Consider the following 17,596-nt stretch of genomic DNA (forward strand, 5'->3'; position numbering starts at 1 on the left):
ATTCCCGCCAATACGCGGAAGGTGACGCGGAGGTGACGTCTCCTCCGGAACGTGGCAGTTGCCACGGCATCGCGACCAAGGAGACGGCTATGCCCATCAGTCCCACCTATCCGGGCGTCTACATCGATGAGGTGCCCAGTGCGGTGCGCACCATCATCGGGGTGCCGACGTCCATCGCCGCGTTCGTCGGGACCGCGCCGCGCGGTTCGGTCACCGATCCGGTGCACATCACCAGCTGGGCCGACTACGAACGGGAGTTCGGCGGGCTGGACGCGTCCAGCGAGATGAGCTACGCCGTCTACCAGTTCTTCCAGAACGGCGGGGCCGAGGCGGAGATCGTGCGGATCGTCGCCGCGCCGGCGCCCGACGAGGCGGCGCCGGCCGCCGACGGCCCCACGTTTCCGGCGGCGGCCGCGCTGGCGCTCGCCGCGGCGTCCGGGGCGGCGGCCGACGCCGTCACGCTGACCGCGGTCAGCCCCGGGGACTGGGGGAACCACCTCCGGGCCCGGGTGGACTATCAGACCTCGGACAAGGCCGCCGATCCGGCCCAGCAGAAGACCTTCAACCTCGCGCTGCGCGACACCGTCACCGGAGTGACCGAGTCCTACCTCAACATCGCCGCCGACGCGGCCAGCCCTCGGCGGCTGAGCGTCGTGCTGGCGTCGTCGTCGCTGGTCACCGTGCCGACCGCGGCCGACGGCAAGCTGCCGAAGGCGCACACCGACGTGCCGGCCGGGCAGGACCCGTTCCAGGACGGGAAGGGCGCCGGCAAGGGCGACTGGTACGTCGACGGGGCCGGCGGCCTGGACGGCACCGCCACGCCGACCGCGGCCGACTACAGCGGGGCGAACTCGCCGGTCAAGGACGGCAAGCAGGGCATCTACCAGCTGCTGAAGACCGACATCTTCAACATGCTGTGCCTGCCGGGCCCGGCCGGGCAGCTCGGCGACGGCGACCACCCGGCCGGGGTGCTGGCCCAGGCCGCGAAGCTGTGCCTGGACCGGCGCGCGATGCTGATCGTCGATCCGCCGGACGGCTGGGCCAAGATCTCCGACGTGGCCAAGGCGGCCGCGCCCGGCGGCGCCGGACTGCCGCTGACCGGGGACGTGGCCAAGAACGCCGCCGTGTACTTCCCGCGGGTGAACCTGGCCGATCCCAAGCTCGGGAACCAGGTGCGGGACTTCCCGGCGTGCGGCGTGGTCGCGGGCGTGTGGGCGCGCACCGACGTGGCGCGCGGGGTGTGGAAGGCGCCGGCCGGGACCGCGACCGGGATGAACGGGGTGCTGGCCCCGGCGCTGCCGATGACGGACCTGGAGAACGGGATCCTGAACCCGCTGAGCGTCAACTGCCTGCGGCAGCGGCCGGTGGTCGGGAACGTGGTGTGGGGCGCGCGGACGATGAAGGGCGCCGACTTCGAGCCCGACGGCGAGTGGCGCTACGTGCCGGTGCGGCGGCTGGCGCTGTTCATCGAGGAGAGCCTGTTCCGCGGCACCCAGTGGGTGGTGTTCGAACCGAACGACGAGCCGCTGTGGTCCTCGATCCGGCTCAACGTCGGGGCGTTCATGAACAACCTGTTCCGGCAGGGCGCGTTCCAGGGCCGCACGCCGCGCGAGGCGTACCAGGTGGTGTGCGACGCCACCAACAACCCGCAGAACGACATCGACCGCGGGATCGTCAACATCCAGGTCGGATTCGCCCCGCTCAAGCCGGCGGAGTTCGTGATCATCCATATCCAGCAGCTCGCCGGCCAGATCCAGGTCTGAGAAGGGGTGTCCCATGGTCGACAGCAAGACGAAGCGCCGCGACCCGTTCAAGAACTTCCGGTTCCGGGTGAAGTTCGGCGACGGCACGGACTACATCGCCGGGGTCAGCAAGGTCTCCGGCTTCAAGCGCAGCACCGAGGTGATCAAGCACCGCAGCGGCGGCGACCCCTCGACCAGCTTCAAACTGCCCGGCCGCACCGAGTACGACCCGATCACACTGGAGCGCGGCGTCACCACCGACAAGATCTTCGAGCAGTGGGCCAACCGGGTCTGGAGCTACCAGAACTCCGGCAGCGGCCTGGAGTCCTCACTGAAGGACTTCCGCCGCGACATCATCGTCGACGCCTTCAACGAGGCGGGACAGAAGGTGCTGTCCTACCAGGTCTTCAACTGCTGGGTGTCGGAGTACCAGCCGGTCTCCGACTTCGACGCCAACGCCAACGCGGTGGCCATCCAGCACATCAGGCTGGAGAACGAGGGCTGGGTGCGCGAGGACCTGCCCGAGCCGCCGGAGACCGGGTTCGAGGACCCGGCCTGAGGATGACGACGGGAGGAGCAGCGGCGCCGGTTCCGGCGCCGCCCGCCGGGGAGGCGGCGGACTTGGTGGCGAGCGGGACGGGTGCGCTGTTGGTGGGCGAGGCGCACGCACTGCCTGCCAGGCCGTTGCCGCCGGTTGGCGAGGTGCTGGGTTTGCCGGACGCTGGGCTGTCGGGGCGGCCGGTGGCCGAGGCGCGGGTGCTGGCTGATGAGGTGCTTGCTTCGCCAGCTGCTGGGTTGTCGGAGTCGGCGGTCGAGCCGTGCGCGCTGGCTGATGAGGCGCTGGTTTCGCCGGCTGCTGAGTTGTCGGTGCCGTCCAACGCATCTCCGCCGTTGCTCACCGAGGCCGGTCTGTTGGCGTTGTGGGAGGCCGGTCGGGGGTTGGATCCGGTCCGGCGGGCTTTGTTGCTGGCGGTTGCCGGTGGTGCTGATCCGGGGGGTGCGTCCGGGTTGGCGGTCGGGGTGCGGGAGGGGTTCGTGCTGGCGTTGCGGCGGCAGTGCTTCGGCGGTGTGTTCGGGTGCGTTGTTGTCTGTCCGGCTTGTCAGCAGGAGTTGGAGCTGGAGGTGCCGGTGGCCGAGCTGGGTGTCGGTGCGGTGGTGGAGCCGGTCCGCCACGTGCGGGTGAACGGGTTCGAGGTGGCGTTTCGCTTGATCACCAGCGGGGACCTCATCGCCGTCGGGGCCGGGAGGGCGAAGTCCGGCCCGGACGCGGGACGGCGGTTGCTGGAGCGGACCGTCACCGCGGCGACTCGCGACGGGGAGCCGGTGGCCGCCGGAGACCTGCCGCCCGATGTGCTCGACGCCTTGGCCCGCACCCTGGCGGAGCAGGACCCGCAGGCCGACGTCCGCCTGGACCTGGACTGCGCGGACTGCGGCCACCGCTGGAGCGCGGCCTTCGACGCCGCCGCGCACCTGTGGGCGGAGGTGGACGCGTACGCGCGCCGGCTCGTGCACGACGTGCACACCCTGGCCGCGGCCTACGGCTGGTCCGAGGACGAGGTGCTCGCGGTGGGACCGACACGACGGCAGTGCTACTTGGAGCTGGTGGCGGGATGAACGACTTCGTAGGCAGGTTGCTCGGCGGTGGCGGCAGCGGCGTCAGCGGCGTCAGCGGCGGCACAAGCGCAGGCGCAGGTGCAAGCGCCAGCGCAAACACCACCGCACAGCCAATCCGCCCCCTGATCCGCTCACTGTACGAACCCTGGCACCTCGGCAGCACCCAGGCCGGCGCCCACCACCCCGGCACGATGCTCGCATCCTCCCCAAGCACCGCCTTCGGAGCACCGGACCCGACCACCGCCTCCGGCGATCCAGCCGGCCTGGACTTCGAAATCCCAGGCCGTCTGCTCTCCGCACGCGCCTTCCCACCCGAGGCCGACGCCCGCCACCTGCCCTCGAACGCCGCCTTCTCCCCGCAGACCCACCGCAGCGCACAGGCACGCTCCGCAGCCGAGGCCATGGACACCGATCCAGCCGCCTCGGCCGCGCAGACCGGGCGATCCAGGTCAGCCGAAAGCATCCGCTCGGCCGCCGCCACAGCGGGATCCGCGGACGCGGACCACGACCACTCGGCGACCGCATCGGCCGCATCGACTCAATCGACCGCAGCAGCCGCAGCAGCCGCAGCAACAGCAGCGCACGCATCAACCGCCCCCACCCCCAGCCCGACACCCCAAAGTCCCAGACCCCTGCGCGACCACCCGGTGCAGCCGCTCGCCCCCACCCCGGCCCCGGCCTTCCCCGCACCCGGCACCCCCGCACCACCACCCTCCACCACCCGCAACCGCGCCGGATCCGGCGCCGGCGCCCGGGCCGCCGAGCCGACCGTCCGCATCACCATCGGCACCGTCGAAGTCGTCGCGGCCCGCGAATCCGCCGCCCCGGGCCGGTCGCCGCACCAGCAGAGCCAGCAGAACCAACGCCAGGACCGCCAGGACCGCTCCGACCGGCGACCGGTGCTGAGCCTGGAGGACTACCTGCGCGGCCGATCGGGAGGGGAGCGCCGATGAGCGACGAGAACGTGATCGCGGCCGTCACCAAGACTCTCAGTGGTCTGATCCTCGGTGCGCTGGCCGACATCGGCGGCGCCGGGGTGGACACCAAGCCGCCGAACGAGCTGGCCGCCGGCGGTGCCGACAAGCTGGTGAACCTGTACCTGTTCCAGGCCGACGTCGACGGCGATCTGCGCAACGCCGACCGGCTGGACCTGGCGCCCGGCGAGACCGGGGACCAGCCGTTCCCGCTGGTGCTGCACTACCTCCTCACCCCTTTTGTACGGCGCGACCCCGACAGCGTCGCGCACAAGATGCTGGCCCGGGCCGTCCGGGTGCTCAACGACAACCCGGTGCTCCAGCGGGGCGAGCTGAGCGCGTTCGCGCCGGACAGCAACGCCGCCGAGCAGCTCGACCGGATCCGGATCACCTGGCAGCCGCTGGGGGAGAAGGACATCTACTCGCTGTGGTCGGCGTTCCAGACGCCGTACCGGATGTCGGTGGCCTACGAGGTGCGCGCGGTGCTGATCGACAGCCATCGCGTGCCGAAGGCCCCGGTCCCGGTGCTGCGGCGCGGACGGGACGACCGGGGTCCGGCCGCGCTCGGCGCGGTGCCGCTCGGGCTGCCGGTCCTGGACGCCGCCGTGCCGCCGCTCAACCAGCCGGCGGCCCGGCTCGGCGAGCAGGTCGTGCTACGCGGCAGCGGGCTGGCGGCCGACTCCGCCCGGGTGCGGCTCAGCCATCCGCTGCTGGCGGACCCGGTCCTGGTGCCGGTGCCGGCCGGCGCGCTGACCCCGGACGAGGCCCGGTTCACGCTCGGCGCGGCCGGGATCCCGGCCGGGCTGTGGTCGGCCGGGCTGGAGCTGACCGGCACCGTCGTCGAGGACGGGACGCCGCGCCAGGTCGTCACCGTCACGAACGAGACGGCGCTGCCGGTCGCGCCGACCATCACCAGCCTGCCGGCCTCGGTCTCGCGCGCCGCCGACGGCAGCGCGGTCGTCGACGTCGTCTACACCCCCGCGGCGCTGTCCGGGCAGCCGGTGTTCCTGATCTTCGACGGCCGCGCCGTCGCGCCCGATCCGCTCGGGGCCGGGACGCACCTGCGGTTCACCGTGCCGGACGCCACGCCGGGCGAACACCTGATCCGGCTGCGCGTCGGCGGCGTCGACAGCCTCCTGATCGACCGGTCCGGGCCGCGGCCGGTCTTCGACCCGACTCAAGCGGTGACGGTGATCTGATGCTCGGTCTGCACCCTGTTCCGCCGGCCGACGACGCCGACGGGTTCGACGACTTCGAGAACTTCGACGACGCTGACGACGCTGACGGCTTCGGCACCTTCACCGGCTCAGGCGGTGTCCGGGCGCAGGAGGACGCCGACGCGCGATTCCTGGCGGCGTCGCTGGAGTGGCTGCGCTTGGTGCTTCGGCAGGCGGCCTACGGTGTCGCGACCAGGGCCCCGGCCCCGGAGCGCCGGGTGCCCGAGCTCGAAACAGAACCTTCATTCGCGGCCGAACCCGACCGACCGGCTCGAAGCTGGTTCCTCCGCCGTCCTGAGCCGCCGCGGCCGTCGGGGCTCCCCACGTTCGCCGGCGCCATCGACGACCCCGACCCCGACCCAGACCACGACCACCACCCCGACCCCACCACCCACCTCGCCGTGGCCCCCGAAGAACTCGCCGCGGCCGAACAAGCCGTCCGCGCCGCCGAATCGGTGTCCCCCCGGCCGTCCCTCGTCGACCTCGCCGAGCGCCTCGGCCTTTCCCGCTTCGCCCGCGACACGCTGCTGCTCTGCGCGGCCATGGAGCTGGACCCGGCCGTCGCCGGGCTCTGCGCCGACGCCCAGGGCGACCCGCACCTGACGTTCCCCACCTTCGGCCTCGCCCTGTCGGTCCTGCCGGATCCGGCCTGGGACGTCCTGTCGCCCGGCGGCGCCCTGCGCCACTGGCGCCTGGTCGAGATCACCCCGCGGCCCGGCCACGGCCTGGTCGGCGCCGCGCTGCACGCCGACGAGCGGATCGTCCACCGCATCAAGGGCCTGAACCACCTCGACGGCCGGCTGGCCCCGCTGGTGGACCCGCTCGACCCGGTGGCGCCCGAGGACGTGCCGCCGTCGCAGCGCGCGGTCGCCGACGACATCACCGCCACCTGGCTGCAGGCCGGCGAGCCGGTGGTCCAGCTGGTCGGCCCCGACGACGCGGCCAAGCAGCTGGTGACGGCGCGCGCCGCGGCCGACAGCGGGCTGACCGCGTTCCGGCTCGCGGCCGGGGTGCTGCCGTCGGATCCGGCGGCCCTGGACGACCTGGCCCGGCTGTGGCGGCGCGAATCGGCCCTGCTGCCGTTGGCGCTGTACCTGGACGTCGCCGACACCGTCCCGGGCGAGGCCCGTCCGGGGCGCTTCCTGTCCCGGGCCGGCGGCATGTGCGTGCTGGCCGCCCGCGAGAGCTGGCCGGACCTGGGCCGCGCCTCGGTCACGCTCGACGTCGCCGCGCCGACCCCCGCCGAGCGCGCCGAGGCCTGGCGCGCCGCTTTCGGGCCCGGTCCGCAGGCCGACGGCCTGGCCGCGCAGTTCGGCGTGGACCTGCCGGCCATCCGTCGCGCCGCCGCGGCCTCCGGCGGCGATCCGGCGGCGGCCTGGCGGGCCTGCCGGATGCGGACCCGGCCCCGGCTCGACGCGATGGCGCAGCGGCTGCCGGCCGAGGTCACGTGGGACGACATCGTGCTGCCGCCCGAGGGACTCAGGACGCTGGAACAGATCGCCGCGCAGCTGGCGCACCGCACCAAGGTCTACGAGACCTGGGGCTTCGCCGAGCGCGTCACCCGCGGGCTGGGCGTGGCGGCGCTGTTCGCCGGGCCCAGCGGCTCGGGCAAGACGATGGCGGCCGAGGTCCTGGCCCACGAGCTGGACCTGGACCTCTACCGGATCGACCTGTCGGCGGTGGTGAGCAAGTACATCGGCGAGACGGAGAAGAACCTGCGCCGGGTCTTCGACGCCGCCGAGGGCGGCGGCGCGATCCTGTTCTTCGACGAGGCCGACGCCCTGTTCGGCAAGCGCAGCGAGGTCAAGGACTCGCACGACCGCTACGCCAACATCGAGGTCAACTATCTGTTGCAGCGCATGGAGGCCTATCGCGGGCTGGCGGTGCTGGCGACCAACCTGCGCTCGGCGCTGGACGACGCGTTCCTTCGCCGGCTGCGCTTTGTCGTCGAGTTCGAGTTCCCCGGTGTCGAGCACCGCCGCGCGATCTGGGAGAAGTCGTTCCCGGCGGCGGCGCCGCGCGGCGACCTGGACCTGGACCGGCTCGCTCGGCTTCAGACCAGCGGCGGCATGATCCGCAACATCGCGCTCAACGCGGCGTTCCTGGCAGCCGCGGCGGATGCCCCGATCGGGATGCCGCACGTGTTGTCGGCGGCTCGCGGCGAGTTCCAGAAGCTGGAGCTGCCGGTGCCGGAGCGGGCGTTCGTGTGGGACGGCGCCGCGGCCGACCCGACGGCTCCGACTACTCCGACTACTCCGACAGCTCCGACAGCTCCGACTGCTCCGACAGCGGCGACCGCTGCCAGTGCAGCGACTGCCGCGAGTATGCCGGACCCGCTGGAAGGAGCCCCGACCGCGTGAGGATCGAGCTGCACATCGAGCGCGTGCTCCTGGACGGCGTCGCCGATCCGCGCCAGGCCGCTGACATCCAGGTCGCGTTGGCGGCCGAGCTGGAACGGCTGGCCTCCGACGCAGGCAACGCGACCTGGCAGGACGCCCGGCGACGCCGACTCGGCGTCCGCGCCCCCGCGCCCGACAGCCGAGCCACGAGCGACCACGCTGCCGACAGCGCGACGGGCATCGGCACCGGGATCGCGCGCGCGGTGTTCGGCGGAGTCGCTCGCATCGCCGGTCTCGCGCCGTCCTCGCCGCCCGCAGGCAGGGGGCGGACCCCATGACCCACCAGCGCGTCGCCCGCGCCGAGCCCGCGGCGCCCCAGGCCGAAGCGGCGACCGACGCCGCCGGCCTGGCGCGCAAGCAGTCGGCCTCCGGGCCCGAGTCCGGATTCGGGTTCGAGTCCGGACTCGGCGGGATCCTGCAACGCTGCGGCGGCGTCCCCTGCGCCTGCGACAACGAGGACGAACACGGCGGCCTCCAGCGCAGCGCGACCTCCGCCGGACCGGCGTTCGCCCCCGCGATCGTCCACGAGGTGCTCGGCTCGTCCGGCGCACCGCTGGACAGCGGCGCACGCCGGATGCTCGAACCGCGCTTCGGCCGGGATTTCAGCGGCGTGCGCGTCCACACCGACAGCCGTGCGGCCGCCTCCGCGGCAGCCGTCCAAGCCCGCGCCTACACCGTCGGCAGCCACATCGTCTTCGGCAGCGGGACCTACGCCCCGGGCACCTCTGACGGTCTCCGGCTGCTGGCCCACGAGCTGACGCACACCGTGCAGCAGCAGAACGGCGTGGCGGGCCTGGCCACGAAGCTGGAGGTCGGGGCCCCGGACACCGCCGAGGAGCGGGAGGCGGACCGGACCGCGGACCGGGTCCTGGCCGGGGAACCGGCCCCGATCGCGATCTCCGGGCGGACCTCGGCGATGCGGGTGCAGCGGGAGGCGAACGGCGGATGCGGCGTGTGCCGCCAGGACCCGCCGGAGCAGCGCTACCTGAACATCGGCAACGAGGCGCACCGCCTGATCGGCGCGGCGCTGCTGGCCAAGCACGGCGCCAAGTACCGGCTCTCGCTCCACCTGGAGCTGGCGATCAGCTCGCTGCTGGGCGACATCCGGCCCGACATCGTCCTGGCGACGCCGACCGGCCTGGCGATCGGGGAGATCAAGCCGGACAACGACAAGGGCCGCAGCGACGGCGAGGCCAAGCTCAAGACGGTCGAGCCGATCATCCGGAACGCGTACCCGAACTCGACGTTCGAGCTGCTGACGCTGGACGTGCCGCCGACGTTCTTCCCCAACCCGAACGCGGTCGACCCGGAGTGCATGGCGCAGATGCTGTTCACCCGGCTCGGGGAGCCGGGGCTGTATCTCTACTTCTGCCAGCCGCCGTGGTCGCAGCTGTACAAGAAGTGCAAGTGCCGCAAGAAGGACGACGAGAAGGAGGACAAGAAGGAGCGGGAGAAGCAGCGCGAGAAGGAGCGGGACCGGCCGCCGCCCGTCTTCGACCCGAACGAGCAGCGGCAGCCGGAGCGGGCCAAGGACACCAGGCCCGAGACCGAGCCGGAAGGCGAGCCGGAGGTCAAGCCCGAGGTCAAGCCCGAGCCGAAGCCCGAGCCCAAGCCGGATCCGAAGCCGGACCCCCAGCCCGAGCCCAAGCCGGAACCCAAGCCCGACCCCAAGCCCGCGCCGAAACCGGACCCGGACCCGAACCCGAACCCGAACCCCGCCCCGGACCGCGGCCCGGGCGAGCGGCCCCTCTCGCCGCCCATCCCGATCCGCCCGCGGCCGAAGCCGAGCCCGACCCCGGCCCCGAAGCCGGACGAGGTGCTGCCGATCGCCGCGCTCGTGGTGCTGGCGACCTCGCTCGCCGTGGCCTTCGGCGGTGCCGCGGCCAAGCAGAGCCTGAAGAAGATCATCGGCGGCCGGGTCCTCGCCTACGCCACCGTGATCGTGTCGATCGTCCTCATCGCCGAGGGCGCCGAGGCCCATGTCGGTCTGGAGGGTGAGGATCCCCTGGAGACCTTCTTCAAGTCCGCCGCCGACCACGGGAACCCGGTTCCCGACGACGTCAAGGCGGCGATCAAGAACAACCCCGCGCTGGCCGAGGCGCTGCGCACCGCCGCCAAGGGCGGCGGCGGCACGAAGGTCCAGCAGGAGCTGGCCAACCAGCTGATCAAGGAGATCGCCGCGCACAGCGACGAGTTCACCGAGGAAGAGATCCACGAACTGATCCAGGTGTCCGACGCGAACCGCCAAGGGCTGCCGAACTACCCGATCCTCGCCGAGAACCTGAAGCGCCAGCTGGCCGAGGCGAAGGCCCGCGGCGGCGGGGCCGCGGGCACCGCGCCGAGCCAGGCCGACCCGGCGGCGGCCGACGCCCTGGCCGCGAAGCCCGCCGACACCCAGGCCGTCATCAAGGCCCTGACCGGCGGCGAGGACGGGCCCCGCCTGGACGCGGTGGCGGTCGCGAAGCTGTCGGCGGCGATCGCGGCGATCCAGCCACCGCTTACCGAGGCCGACGTCGCCGAGATCGCGGCCCATGTGGTCCCGGCGAAGGACAAGACGATCGACGACGTGGTGGCCTCGCTGCAGAAGGCGCTGCCGCAGCTTCCGTCCCGCCGCAAGAAGGCGGCCGGACAGCAGGGGACCGATGCGGCAACCGAGCAGGCAGCGGGCCGGCCGAAGGACCAGCCGAAGGGACAGGGGAAAGACCAGGCCAAAAACCAGGGCAAAGCCGCCGCCGGCCCCGGTCCGGCCGGCAAGTCCGCCGCCGGACAGGCGGCGCCGACTCCGGCGAAGAACCCGGCCCTGGCCCGGCAGCTGGCGGTGTTCCTCAAGAGCCAGAACATCCCGGCGGGCGGTCGCTCCGCGTTCAGCACCCCGGCGGACTGGAAGCCGCCGGCCCCGGCGAAGGGCTATCTCGTGCTCAGGAACGCCGCCGGCAATGCCCGCATCGCCGTGGTGAGCATCACCCCGCTGTCCAGGTCCGGTGGCCATTGGCGGGTCCAGATCGCTGCCGGATACCCGCTGTACGACCTCGACGGCGACCTGGTCGGGTCCTCCCCCCTCATCGAGGACGACCTGAGCGCCTCCTTCGAGCAGCAGAGCACGAAGTCCTCGGCCGGGAGCAAGCCATGACCGTGCCCGTTTCACAGCCCTCGCCGACCGCACAGCCCGCCCCGACCACCTCCCCGATCGGCAGGAACCCCGAATGAGCGCGTTCCCCGAATCCCTCATCCCCGTCCGCGGCGGCTTCGTGTTCGTCGATCCGGCCCTGGGCACCGTCCGCAAGACGATCCCGTTCCAGTACAACCCCGACACCCTCACCCGCACCCTGACGCCGCAGGGCATCGGCAAGGAGCCCGGCGACCGTCTGGAAGCCCTGCGCCTCAAAGGACCGGCGCACGAGTCGTTCAAGTTCGACGCCGAGTTCGACGCGACCGCCGAGCCGGACAAGTATCCCGACGGGCTGTATCCGGTGCTGTCGGCGCTCGAACTCAGCATGTATCCGACGGTCGCCGCCTTGCAGTACGAGAACGCGCTGGCCGGGGCCGGGGTGCTGGAGGTCGCGCCGGCCGAGTCGCCGCTGACCGTGCTGGTGCTGGGCCCCAAGCGGGTGGTGCCGGTGCAGATCACCGAGTTCAGCGTGGTCGAGGAGTTCTTCGACCAGGCGCTGGACCCGGTGCGGGCCAAGGTCAGTGTGGGCGTGCGGGTGCTGACCGTCGACGACCTCGGACACACCCACCACGGCGGCGTCCTCTACCTCACCTACCAGGGCCGCAAGGAGGCGTTCGCCCAGGCCGTCAGCAACCCGATCTCCAGCCTGGGCACGCCCCGGGTCTGAGCCGAAAGGAGTCTGCCGTGTTCACGATCACCAGCCGGTACTGGGGGTTGCCGACGGCCACCGCGCAGCTGCCGGACGGACGGTCCGTGACCTACGTCCGGCGGCGGTTCGTGCCCAAGCCGGAGGACCTGACGCTGCTGCGCGAGCACGCGGTGGTGCCGGGGGAGCGGCTGGACACCATCGCGTTCACCGAACTGGGCGCGGCCGAGCTGGCCTGGCAGCTCGCCGACGCGAACCGGGCCGTCGATCCCGGCGTGCTCGCGGTGCCCGGGCGGCGGCTGCGGATCACGCTCCCGGCCTCGCTGGGCGCGAACGCGGCGGCGCTGGGCGCGCCGGGCGCGGGCCCTTCGGGGATGTCGGGCCTGCCCGGGATGCCGGGGGCCGCGCATGGCTAGGAGCATCCAGCTGCTGCTCCAGCTCGGCGACGTGGTCACCGCGCCCGCGCCGCAGCCGCTGGTGGACGCGTTGCAGTCGGTGCAGGTGACCGCGAGCGCCGGGTCCCGCAGCGGGTTCCAGCTGACCTTCGCGGTGAGCAAGCAGTCGGTGATCACCCAGGCGCTGCTGCCGGCCGGGCTGCTGGACCCGCCGCGGCGGGTGATCGTGACGGCGATCGTGTCCGGGGTGCCGGAGGTGCTGATCGACGGCGTGATCACCCGGCACGAGCTCAGCCCGAGCCCGACGCCGGGCTCCTCGACGCTGACCGTCACCGGCGAGGACCTGACGCTGCTGATGGACCTGCGCACCGAGCACGCCTGCTACCCGGCGATGCCGCACAACGTCCGGGTCATGACGGTGCTGCTGAAGTACGTGAAGTACGGCATCGTGCCGGCCGCGATCCCGCCGGTGGTGTTCACCGTGCCGAACCCGCTGGACCAGATCCCGGTGCAGTCCGCCACCGACCTGGAGTACGTGCGCAGCCTCGCCGACGAGGTCGGCTACGCGTTCTACCTGGTCCCCGGCCCGGTGCCGGGCGCCAGCATCGGCTACTGGGGCCCGGAGATCCGGGTCGGCGTGCCGCAGCCGGCGCTGACCGTGAACTCCGGCCCGGCGGACAACGTCGAGTCGCTGTCGTTCAGCTTCGACGGCCTGGCCCGGACCCAGTACACGGTGCGGGTGACCGAGCCGACCACCAAGCTGGGCATCGACGTGCCGGTGCCGAGCGTCAGCCTGCTGAAACCGCCGCTGGCGGTGCGGCCGGCGGTGGCGCTGCGCCAGCAGCCGATCGTGAAGCTGACCGACCGCTCGCTCCCGGACGCGATGCTGAAGGCGGTGAGCGTGACCGCCGCCTCGGCCGACTGCGTCACCGGGCAGGGCCGGCTGGACGTGCTGCGCTACGGACGGGTGCTGGCGCCGCGCGGGATCGTCGGCGTGCGGGGCGCCGGACCGGCCTACGACGGCTTCTACTACGTGCGCAGCGTCACCCACGAGATCCGGCGCGGCGAGTACAAGCAGGACTTCAGTCTGGCCCGGGACGGCTTCGTCCCCTTCTCCGATCGGGTGATCCCATGACAGCGGCCGACGCGGACCGCGCACCGGACTTCAAGGACCTCTACCGCGGCGTGGTGGTGTCGAACTTCGACCCGATGCAGCAGAACCGGATCATGGTCCGGGTCGACGACGTCCTCGGCGACGATCCGTGCATCTGGGCCATCCCGCAGTACGCGCTCGCCGGCATGCACGTGGTGCCGATGGTGAACTCCGGGGTCTGGATCAAGTTCGAGGACGGCGACGTCAACCGGGCGGTGTGGACCGGGTTCTGGCGCGGCGGCACGATCGAGCAGCCGCCGGTGGCCTCGATGGTGCCGCCGGAGGTGCCGCAGGTGGTGCTCAGCACCCCGGGCGGCAACTACGTGCTGCTCACCGACGCCTCCGAGCCCACCGGCGGGATCCGGCTGCAACTGCGGGGCCAGGCCGGCCCCTACATCAAGCTCAGCGAGGCCGGGATCGAGCTGTCCTGCGGCCCCGGGCTGGCCAGCATCCGGCTGGCCGGCACTTCGGTGATCATCAACAACGGCGCCCTGACGGTCCTGGAATAGAGGGGGAGCGATGCCCGGTCTGGCTCTGCACATCGGCATGGAGATGCACTGTCCGCACGGCGGGCTGGTGACGATCGTCCCGGCCGGCCCGCCCTCGGTGTTCGTCGGCAGCCCCTCGGCGCCGCTGGTCACCACGGGCAACCAGATGACCGTCGCCGGCTGCGCCGCGACGCCGCCGTGCCTGACGGTCACCTGGCTGAACATCAGCCCGAACGTCTTGATCCACAACCAGCCGCTGCTCACCCAGGCGCCGCCGCCGCTGCCCCCGCCGGTGCCCGGCGGCGGGTCCTGCGTGGGCTCGGCCACCCCGGTGCCGCCGCTGGTGGTGGCGATGCAGCTGTCGGTCGCGGCGCGGTGAACGGAGTGCACGGGATGGCCAGGACGGACATCGACTTCCCCTTCCGCATCGACGCCCGGGGCCGCACCGCGGCCGCCGCCTACCCGGACCACGTCCGGCAGATGATCGAGCAGGTGCTGTTCACCACGCCGGGGGAGCGGGTGAACCGCCCCGACTTCGGCTGCGGCCTGCTCGACCTGGTCTTCGAACCCGACAGCGTGGAGCTGGCCGCGGCGCTCCAGGTCTCCGCCGCCGGGGCGCTGCACCGCTGGCTCGGCGACGTGATCGTCGTCGACTCGCTCCAGGTCGAGGCCGAGGACAGCACGCTGCGGATCGAGGTGCGGTACCTGCTCGTGGCCACCGGCGAGGTGCGCACCGACGTCATCGAGGGGAGCGTGGCGCAATGACGTGCGCCGACGAGCTGCGCCGGGTCAAGGTGCGGCACAGCGGCCTGTTCGGGCTGGACAGCGTGGACACGGTCGAGGACGCCGACGGCAGCCGGCGGCTCACCGTCAGCTTCCTGGGCCCGGCGCCCGAGGGCCTGGGACCGGCGAACTTCCGCGTCGACGGCGGCCGCCGGGTCACCGGTGTCAAGGTCCTGACGGCCTCGCGGTCGACCGCGGTCGATCCGCAGCTGGAGAGCCGTATGGAGCTCACCGTGGACCGGTGGGGCGACCTGTCGGCGTACCGGCTGAGCGTGGTGGCGGCCGATCCGCTCGGCGGCCCGGGAACCGATCCCTATCCGGGCTTCGACCCCCGCTACGACAGCGTGGACTTCAGCTTCCGGCCGGAGTGCGCGGGACTCGACTGCGCGCAGGCGTGCTGCTCCGCGGGCACCGGCTGCGCGCCGGCGGACGGCGCGGCCGTCGAGATCGACTACCTCGCCAAGGACTACGACAGCTTCCGCCAGCTGCTGCTGGACCGGCTCAGCCTCACCGTGCCGGACTGGGTCGAGCGGCATGTGCCGGACCTGGGGATCGCCCTGGTCGAGCTGCTCGCCTACGAAGGCGACCGGCTCAGCTACCGGCAGGACGCGGTGGCCACCGAGGCCTACCTGGACACCGCGCGGCTGCGCACCTCGGTGCGGCGCCACGCGCGGCTGGTCGACTACGCCATGCACGACGGCTGCACGGCGCGCGCCTGGGTCTGCCTGGAGACCGACGAGGACCTGACGCTCCCGGCCGGCGACTTCCGGTTCGCGACGCTGCCGCCGAGCGCGCTGCCCGGCGGCGCTCCGGCGGTGCTCGGCACGGAGCTGGGGCGGCGGAACCTGCCGCCGTACCAGGTGTTCGAACCCGTGGTCGCCGAGGACGTCGAGCTGTATCGGGAGCACAGCACGATCCATCTGTGGACGTGGGGCGACGCCGAGTGCTGCCTGCCGGCCGGGACGACCGACGCGGTGTTCGTCGACGGCGCGCCCGGCTGCGACCCCTCTCAACGGATCCTGCGTCTGCGGCCCGGCGACGTCGTCGTGTTCGAGGAGATCCTCGGCGCCCGGACCGGCGAGGCCGCCGACGCCGACCGCACCCACCGGCAGGCCGTGCGGCTGACCTCCGTGACCCCGGACGTGGACCGTCTCTACGAGCAGCCGATCCTGCGCGTCGCCTGGGCCCGTGAGGACGCCCTGGCCTTCCCGCTGTGCGTGACCAGCAAAGGCGGACCCCGCTGCGCCGACCTGGAAGTCGGGGTCGCGCGCGGCAACGTGGTCCTCGTGGAGCACGGCCAGGCCATCGACTGGTGCCTCCAGCCGCCGGAGCCGATCGACGTCCCCGAGGCGCCGCCCCGGGAGTCCGGCTGCCCGCCGCCGTCCTGCTTCGGCTGCCCCGACGACGATCCGGTCGACGCCCGCCCGGCGTATCCGCCGCTCCCGCTGCGTTTCGCGCCGGCGCTGCGGAAGTGGCCGGTATCGCAGAGCACGCCTTTCCCGGCCGCGGAGACCGTCGCCACGGCCCAGGCCGCGTGGCTGCTCGGGCTGCCGGCCCGGGCCCGCGCCCGGATCACCGCGATCTGGCGGAGCCTGGGCACGGTGTCCGCACCCGGGTCCGCACCCGGGTCCGCACCCACGTCCGCACCCACGCCCAGATCCACGCCCAGGTCCGCACCCGCGCCCGCGCCCGGCACGCTCGACCCTGACGACCGCGCCTACCTGGCCACCGTCTTCGGCGCGGACGTCCTCACCCGGTTCCAGCTCGACACCCAGCCGGACCAGGCGCTGCGCACCCTGCTGGCCCGGTTCGACGAACTGCTGGCGGCCAAACTCGCGCGCTGGACCGACCTGGTGCGCCGGGCGCGCGCCGGCTACGTCCTGCGCTTCGACGCCGAGGGCTGGGAGATCGGGCAGAGCTGGGGCGAGCCGGAGCGCACCGCGCTGCGGGAGGACAGCCCGGCGTTCCGGGGACCGGCGTCCGGGGCGACCGCGCAGGATCCGCGCGCGGCCCTGCCCGCCGTCCGCCTGACCGACCAGGACGGCCACGACTGGTTGCCGTTGCGCGACCTGCTCGACAGCGGCCCGGGCGACCGCGCCTTCGTCGGCGAGACCGACGACGACGGAGTCCTGTGGCTGCGGTTCGGCGACGGCCGCAACGGCGCCGCCTTCCCGGCCGCCGACGCTCCCGGGGTCCAGGCGCAGGCGCGCTACCGCGTGGGCAACGGACGCACCGGCAACGTCGGCGCCGAAGCGATCAGCCTCATCGTGTTCTGCTCCACCCGCCAAGGGGCCATCCAGGCGGTGCGCAACCCGCTGCCCGCCGCCGGCGGCGTCGATCCCGAACCGGTCGACCAGGTGCGGCAGCTGGCCCCGGTCGAGATCACCCACCGGCTGCTGCGCGCGGTCACCGCCGCCGACTACGCCGCCGTCGCCGCGCTCACCCCCGAGGTCCGCCGGGCCGCCGCCGACCTGCGCTGGACCGGCAGCTGGTACGAGGCCCAGGTGGCGATCGAGGCGTTCGGCACCGAGACCGCGCCCACCTATCTGCTGGACGCCGTCCGCCACGACCTGTTCCGCTACCGCCGCGTCGGCCACGACCTGGCGGTGTTCGGCGCCGAACTGGTCCCGCTCGACCTCGCGCTGCGGATCGGCGTCGCCCCGGAGTACCTCACGGCGCACGTCGAAGCCGCGGTCCGCAAGGCCTTCGCCACGCTGTTCGCGCCGGACGCCATGGTGTTCGGCGACCCGGTGCGGTCGAGCCGGCTGGTCGCCGCCGCCGTGTCGGTGCCCGGGGTCCGGCACGCCGAGGTGACCCGGCTGGCCCGCCTGTTCAGCGGACCCGGCGGACCTGGCGGCCCCGCCCTGCCCGGCGCCCTCGACGACCCGCTGACCACCGGCGTCCTGCCGATCGGCGCCCTGGAGGTGGCGCAGCTCGACGACGACCCGGCCCGCCCCGAGAACGGCGTCCTGGACCTGACCCTGGAGGGTGGCCGATGAGCTGCCGCTGCGGATGC

Annotated in this window: 15 protein-coding genes; all 15 read left to right on the forward strand. The window is 73.1% G+C overall.

Going from position 1 to position 17,596, the window contains the following annotated elements; all coding sequences use genetic code 11:
• The first annotated feature begins 89 nt into the window (after window positions 1-89).
• The 15 genes from ABD481_RS03685 to ABD481_RS03755 all read left to right on the forward strand — a co-directional run bounded on the left by ABD481_RS03685 (window position 90) and on the right by ABD481_RS03755 (window position 17,579).
• Complete coding sequence (locus tag ABD481_RS03685; RefSeq protein ID WP_344664059.1) at window positions 90-1,763, forward strand: phage tail sheath family protein; 1,674 nt, start codon at window positions 90-92, stop codon at window positions 1,761-1,763.
• Window positions 1,764-1,776: 13 nt separating this feature from the next.
• The gene (locus ABD481_RS03690) at window positions 1,777-2,301 is read left to right on the forward strand and encodes a phage tail protein (RefSeq protein ID WP_344664060.1); all 525 of its coding nucleotides are present in this window, start codon (window positions 1,777-1,779) and stop codon (window positions 2,299-2,301) included.
• Between the two features lie 2 nt (window positions 2,302-2,303).
• Window positions 2,304-3,356, forward strand: a complete 1,053-nt coding sequence (locus ABD481_RS03695) for a T4 family baseplate hub assembly chaperone (protein ID WP_344664061.1) — start codon at window positions 2,304-2,306, stop codon at window positions 3,354-3,356.
• A 191-nt stretch (window positions 3,357-3,547) separates the two neighbouring features.
• Window positions 3,548-4,309, forward strand: coding sequence for a hypothetical protein (locus ABD481_RS03700; protein WP_344664062.1), 762 nt, complete (start codon window positions 3,548-3,550; stop codon window positions 4,307-4,309).
• The gene (locus tag ABD481_RS03705) at window positions 4,306-5,529 is read left to right on the forward strand and encodes a Pvc16 family protein (protein ID WP_344664063.1); all 1,224 of its coding nucleotides are present in this window, start codon (window positions 4,306-4,308) and stop codon (window positions 5,527-5,529) included. Before ABD481_RS03700 ends, ABD481_RS03705 begins: the two co-directional genes overlap by 4 nt.
• Window positions 5,529-7,907: an ATP-binding protein gene (locus ABD481_RS03710; RefSeq protein WP_344664064.1), complete on the forward strand. Its 2,379-nt coding sequence runs from the start codon at window positions 5,529-5,531 to the stop codon at window positions 7,905-7,907. The genes ABD481_RS03705 and ABD481_RS03710 overlap by 1 nt, the downstream gene beginning before the upstream one ends.
• A complete protein-coding gene (locus tag ABD481_RS03715; RefSeq protein WP_344664065.1) occupies window positions 7,904-8,224 on the forward strand; it encodes a hypothetical protein in 321 nt (106 codons plus the stop codon). The genes ABD481_RS03710 and ABD481_RS03715 overlap by 4 nt, the downstream gene beginning before the upstream one ends.
• Window positions 8,221-11,076 (forward strand): eCIS core domain-containing protein, encoded by a 2,856-nt coding sequence (locus ABD481_RS03720; RefSeq protein WP_344664066.1) that lies wholly within the window; start codon window positions 8,221-8,223, stop codon window positions 11,074-11,076. Before ABD481_RS03715 ends, ABD481_RS03720 begins: the two co-directional genes overlap by 4 nt.
• A gap of 73 nt (window positions 11,077-11,149) precedes the next feature.
• Entirely contained in the window at window positions 11,150-11,782 is a 633-nt protein-coding gene (locus ABD481_RS03725; RefSeq protein ID WP_344664067.1) for a hypothetical protein, read from the forward strand.
• 17 nt (window positions 11,783-11,799) lie between these two features.
• The gene (locus ABD481_RS03730; RefSeq protein ID WP_344664068.1) at window positions 11,800-12,177 is read left to right on the forward strand and encodes a LysM domain-containing protein; all 378 of its coding nucleotides are present in this window, start codon (window positions 11,800-11,802) and stop codon (window positions 12,175-12,177) included.
• Window positions 12,170-13,291, forward strand: a complete 1,122-nt coding sequence (locus ABD481_RS03735; RefSeq protein WP_344664069.1) for a hypothetical protein — start codon at window positions 12,170-12,172, stop codon at window positions 13,289-13,291. Before ABD481_RS03730 ends, ABD481_RS03735 begins: the two co-directional genes overlap by 8 nt.
• Complete coding sequence (locus ABD481_RS03740; protein WP_344664070.1) at window positions 13,288-13,818, forward strand: phage baseplate assembly protein V; 531 nt, start codon at window positions 13,288-13,290, stop codon at window positions 13,816-13,818. The genes ABD481_RS03735 and ABD481_RS03740 overlap by 4 nt, the downstream gene beginning before the upstream one ends.
• Before the next feature lie 10 nt (window positions 13,819-13,828).
• Window positions 13,829-14,176 carry a hypothetical protein gene (locus ABD481_RS03745; RefSeq protein ID WP_344664071.1) on the forward strand — a complete coding sequence of 116 codons (348 nt, stop codon included), beginning with the start codon at window positions 13,829-13,831 and terminating at the stop codon, window positions 14,174-14,176.
• A gap of 14 nt (window positions 14,177-14,190) precedes the next feature.
• Complete coding sequence (locus ABD481_RS03750) at window positions 14,191-14,562, forward strand: GPW/gp25 family protein (protein ID WP_344664072.1); 372 nt, start codon at window positions 14,191-14,193, stop codon at window positions 14,560-14,562.
• Window positions 14,559-17,579: a putative baseplate assembly protein gene (locus tag ABD481_RS03755; protein ID WP_344664073.1), complete on the forward strand. Its 3,021-nt coding sequence runs from the start codon at window positions 14,559-14,561 to the stop codon at window positions 17,577-17,579. Before ABD481_RS03750 ends, ABD481_RS03755 begins: the two co-directional genes overlap by 4 nt.
• The last annotated feature ends 17 nt before the right edge of the window (window positions 17,580-17,596 follow it).

Origin of the sequence: Catenulispora yoronensis, from assembly GCF_039531695.1 — a bacterium.
GTDB classification, from domain to species: domain Bacteria; phylum Actinomycetota; class Actinomycetes; order Streptomycetales; family Catenulisporaceae; genus Catenulispora; species Catenulispora yoronensis.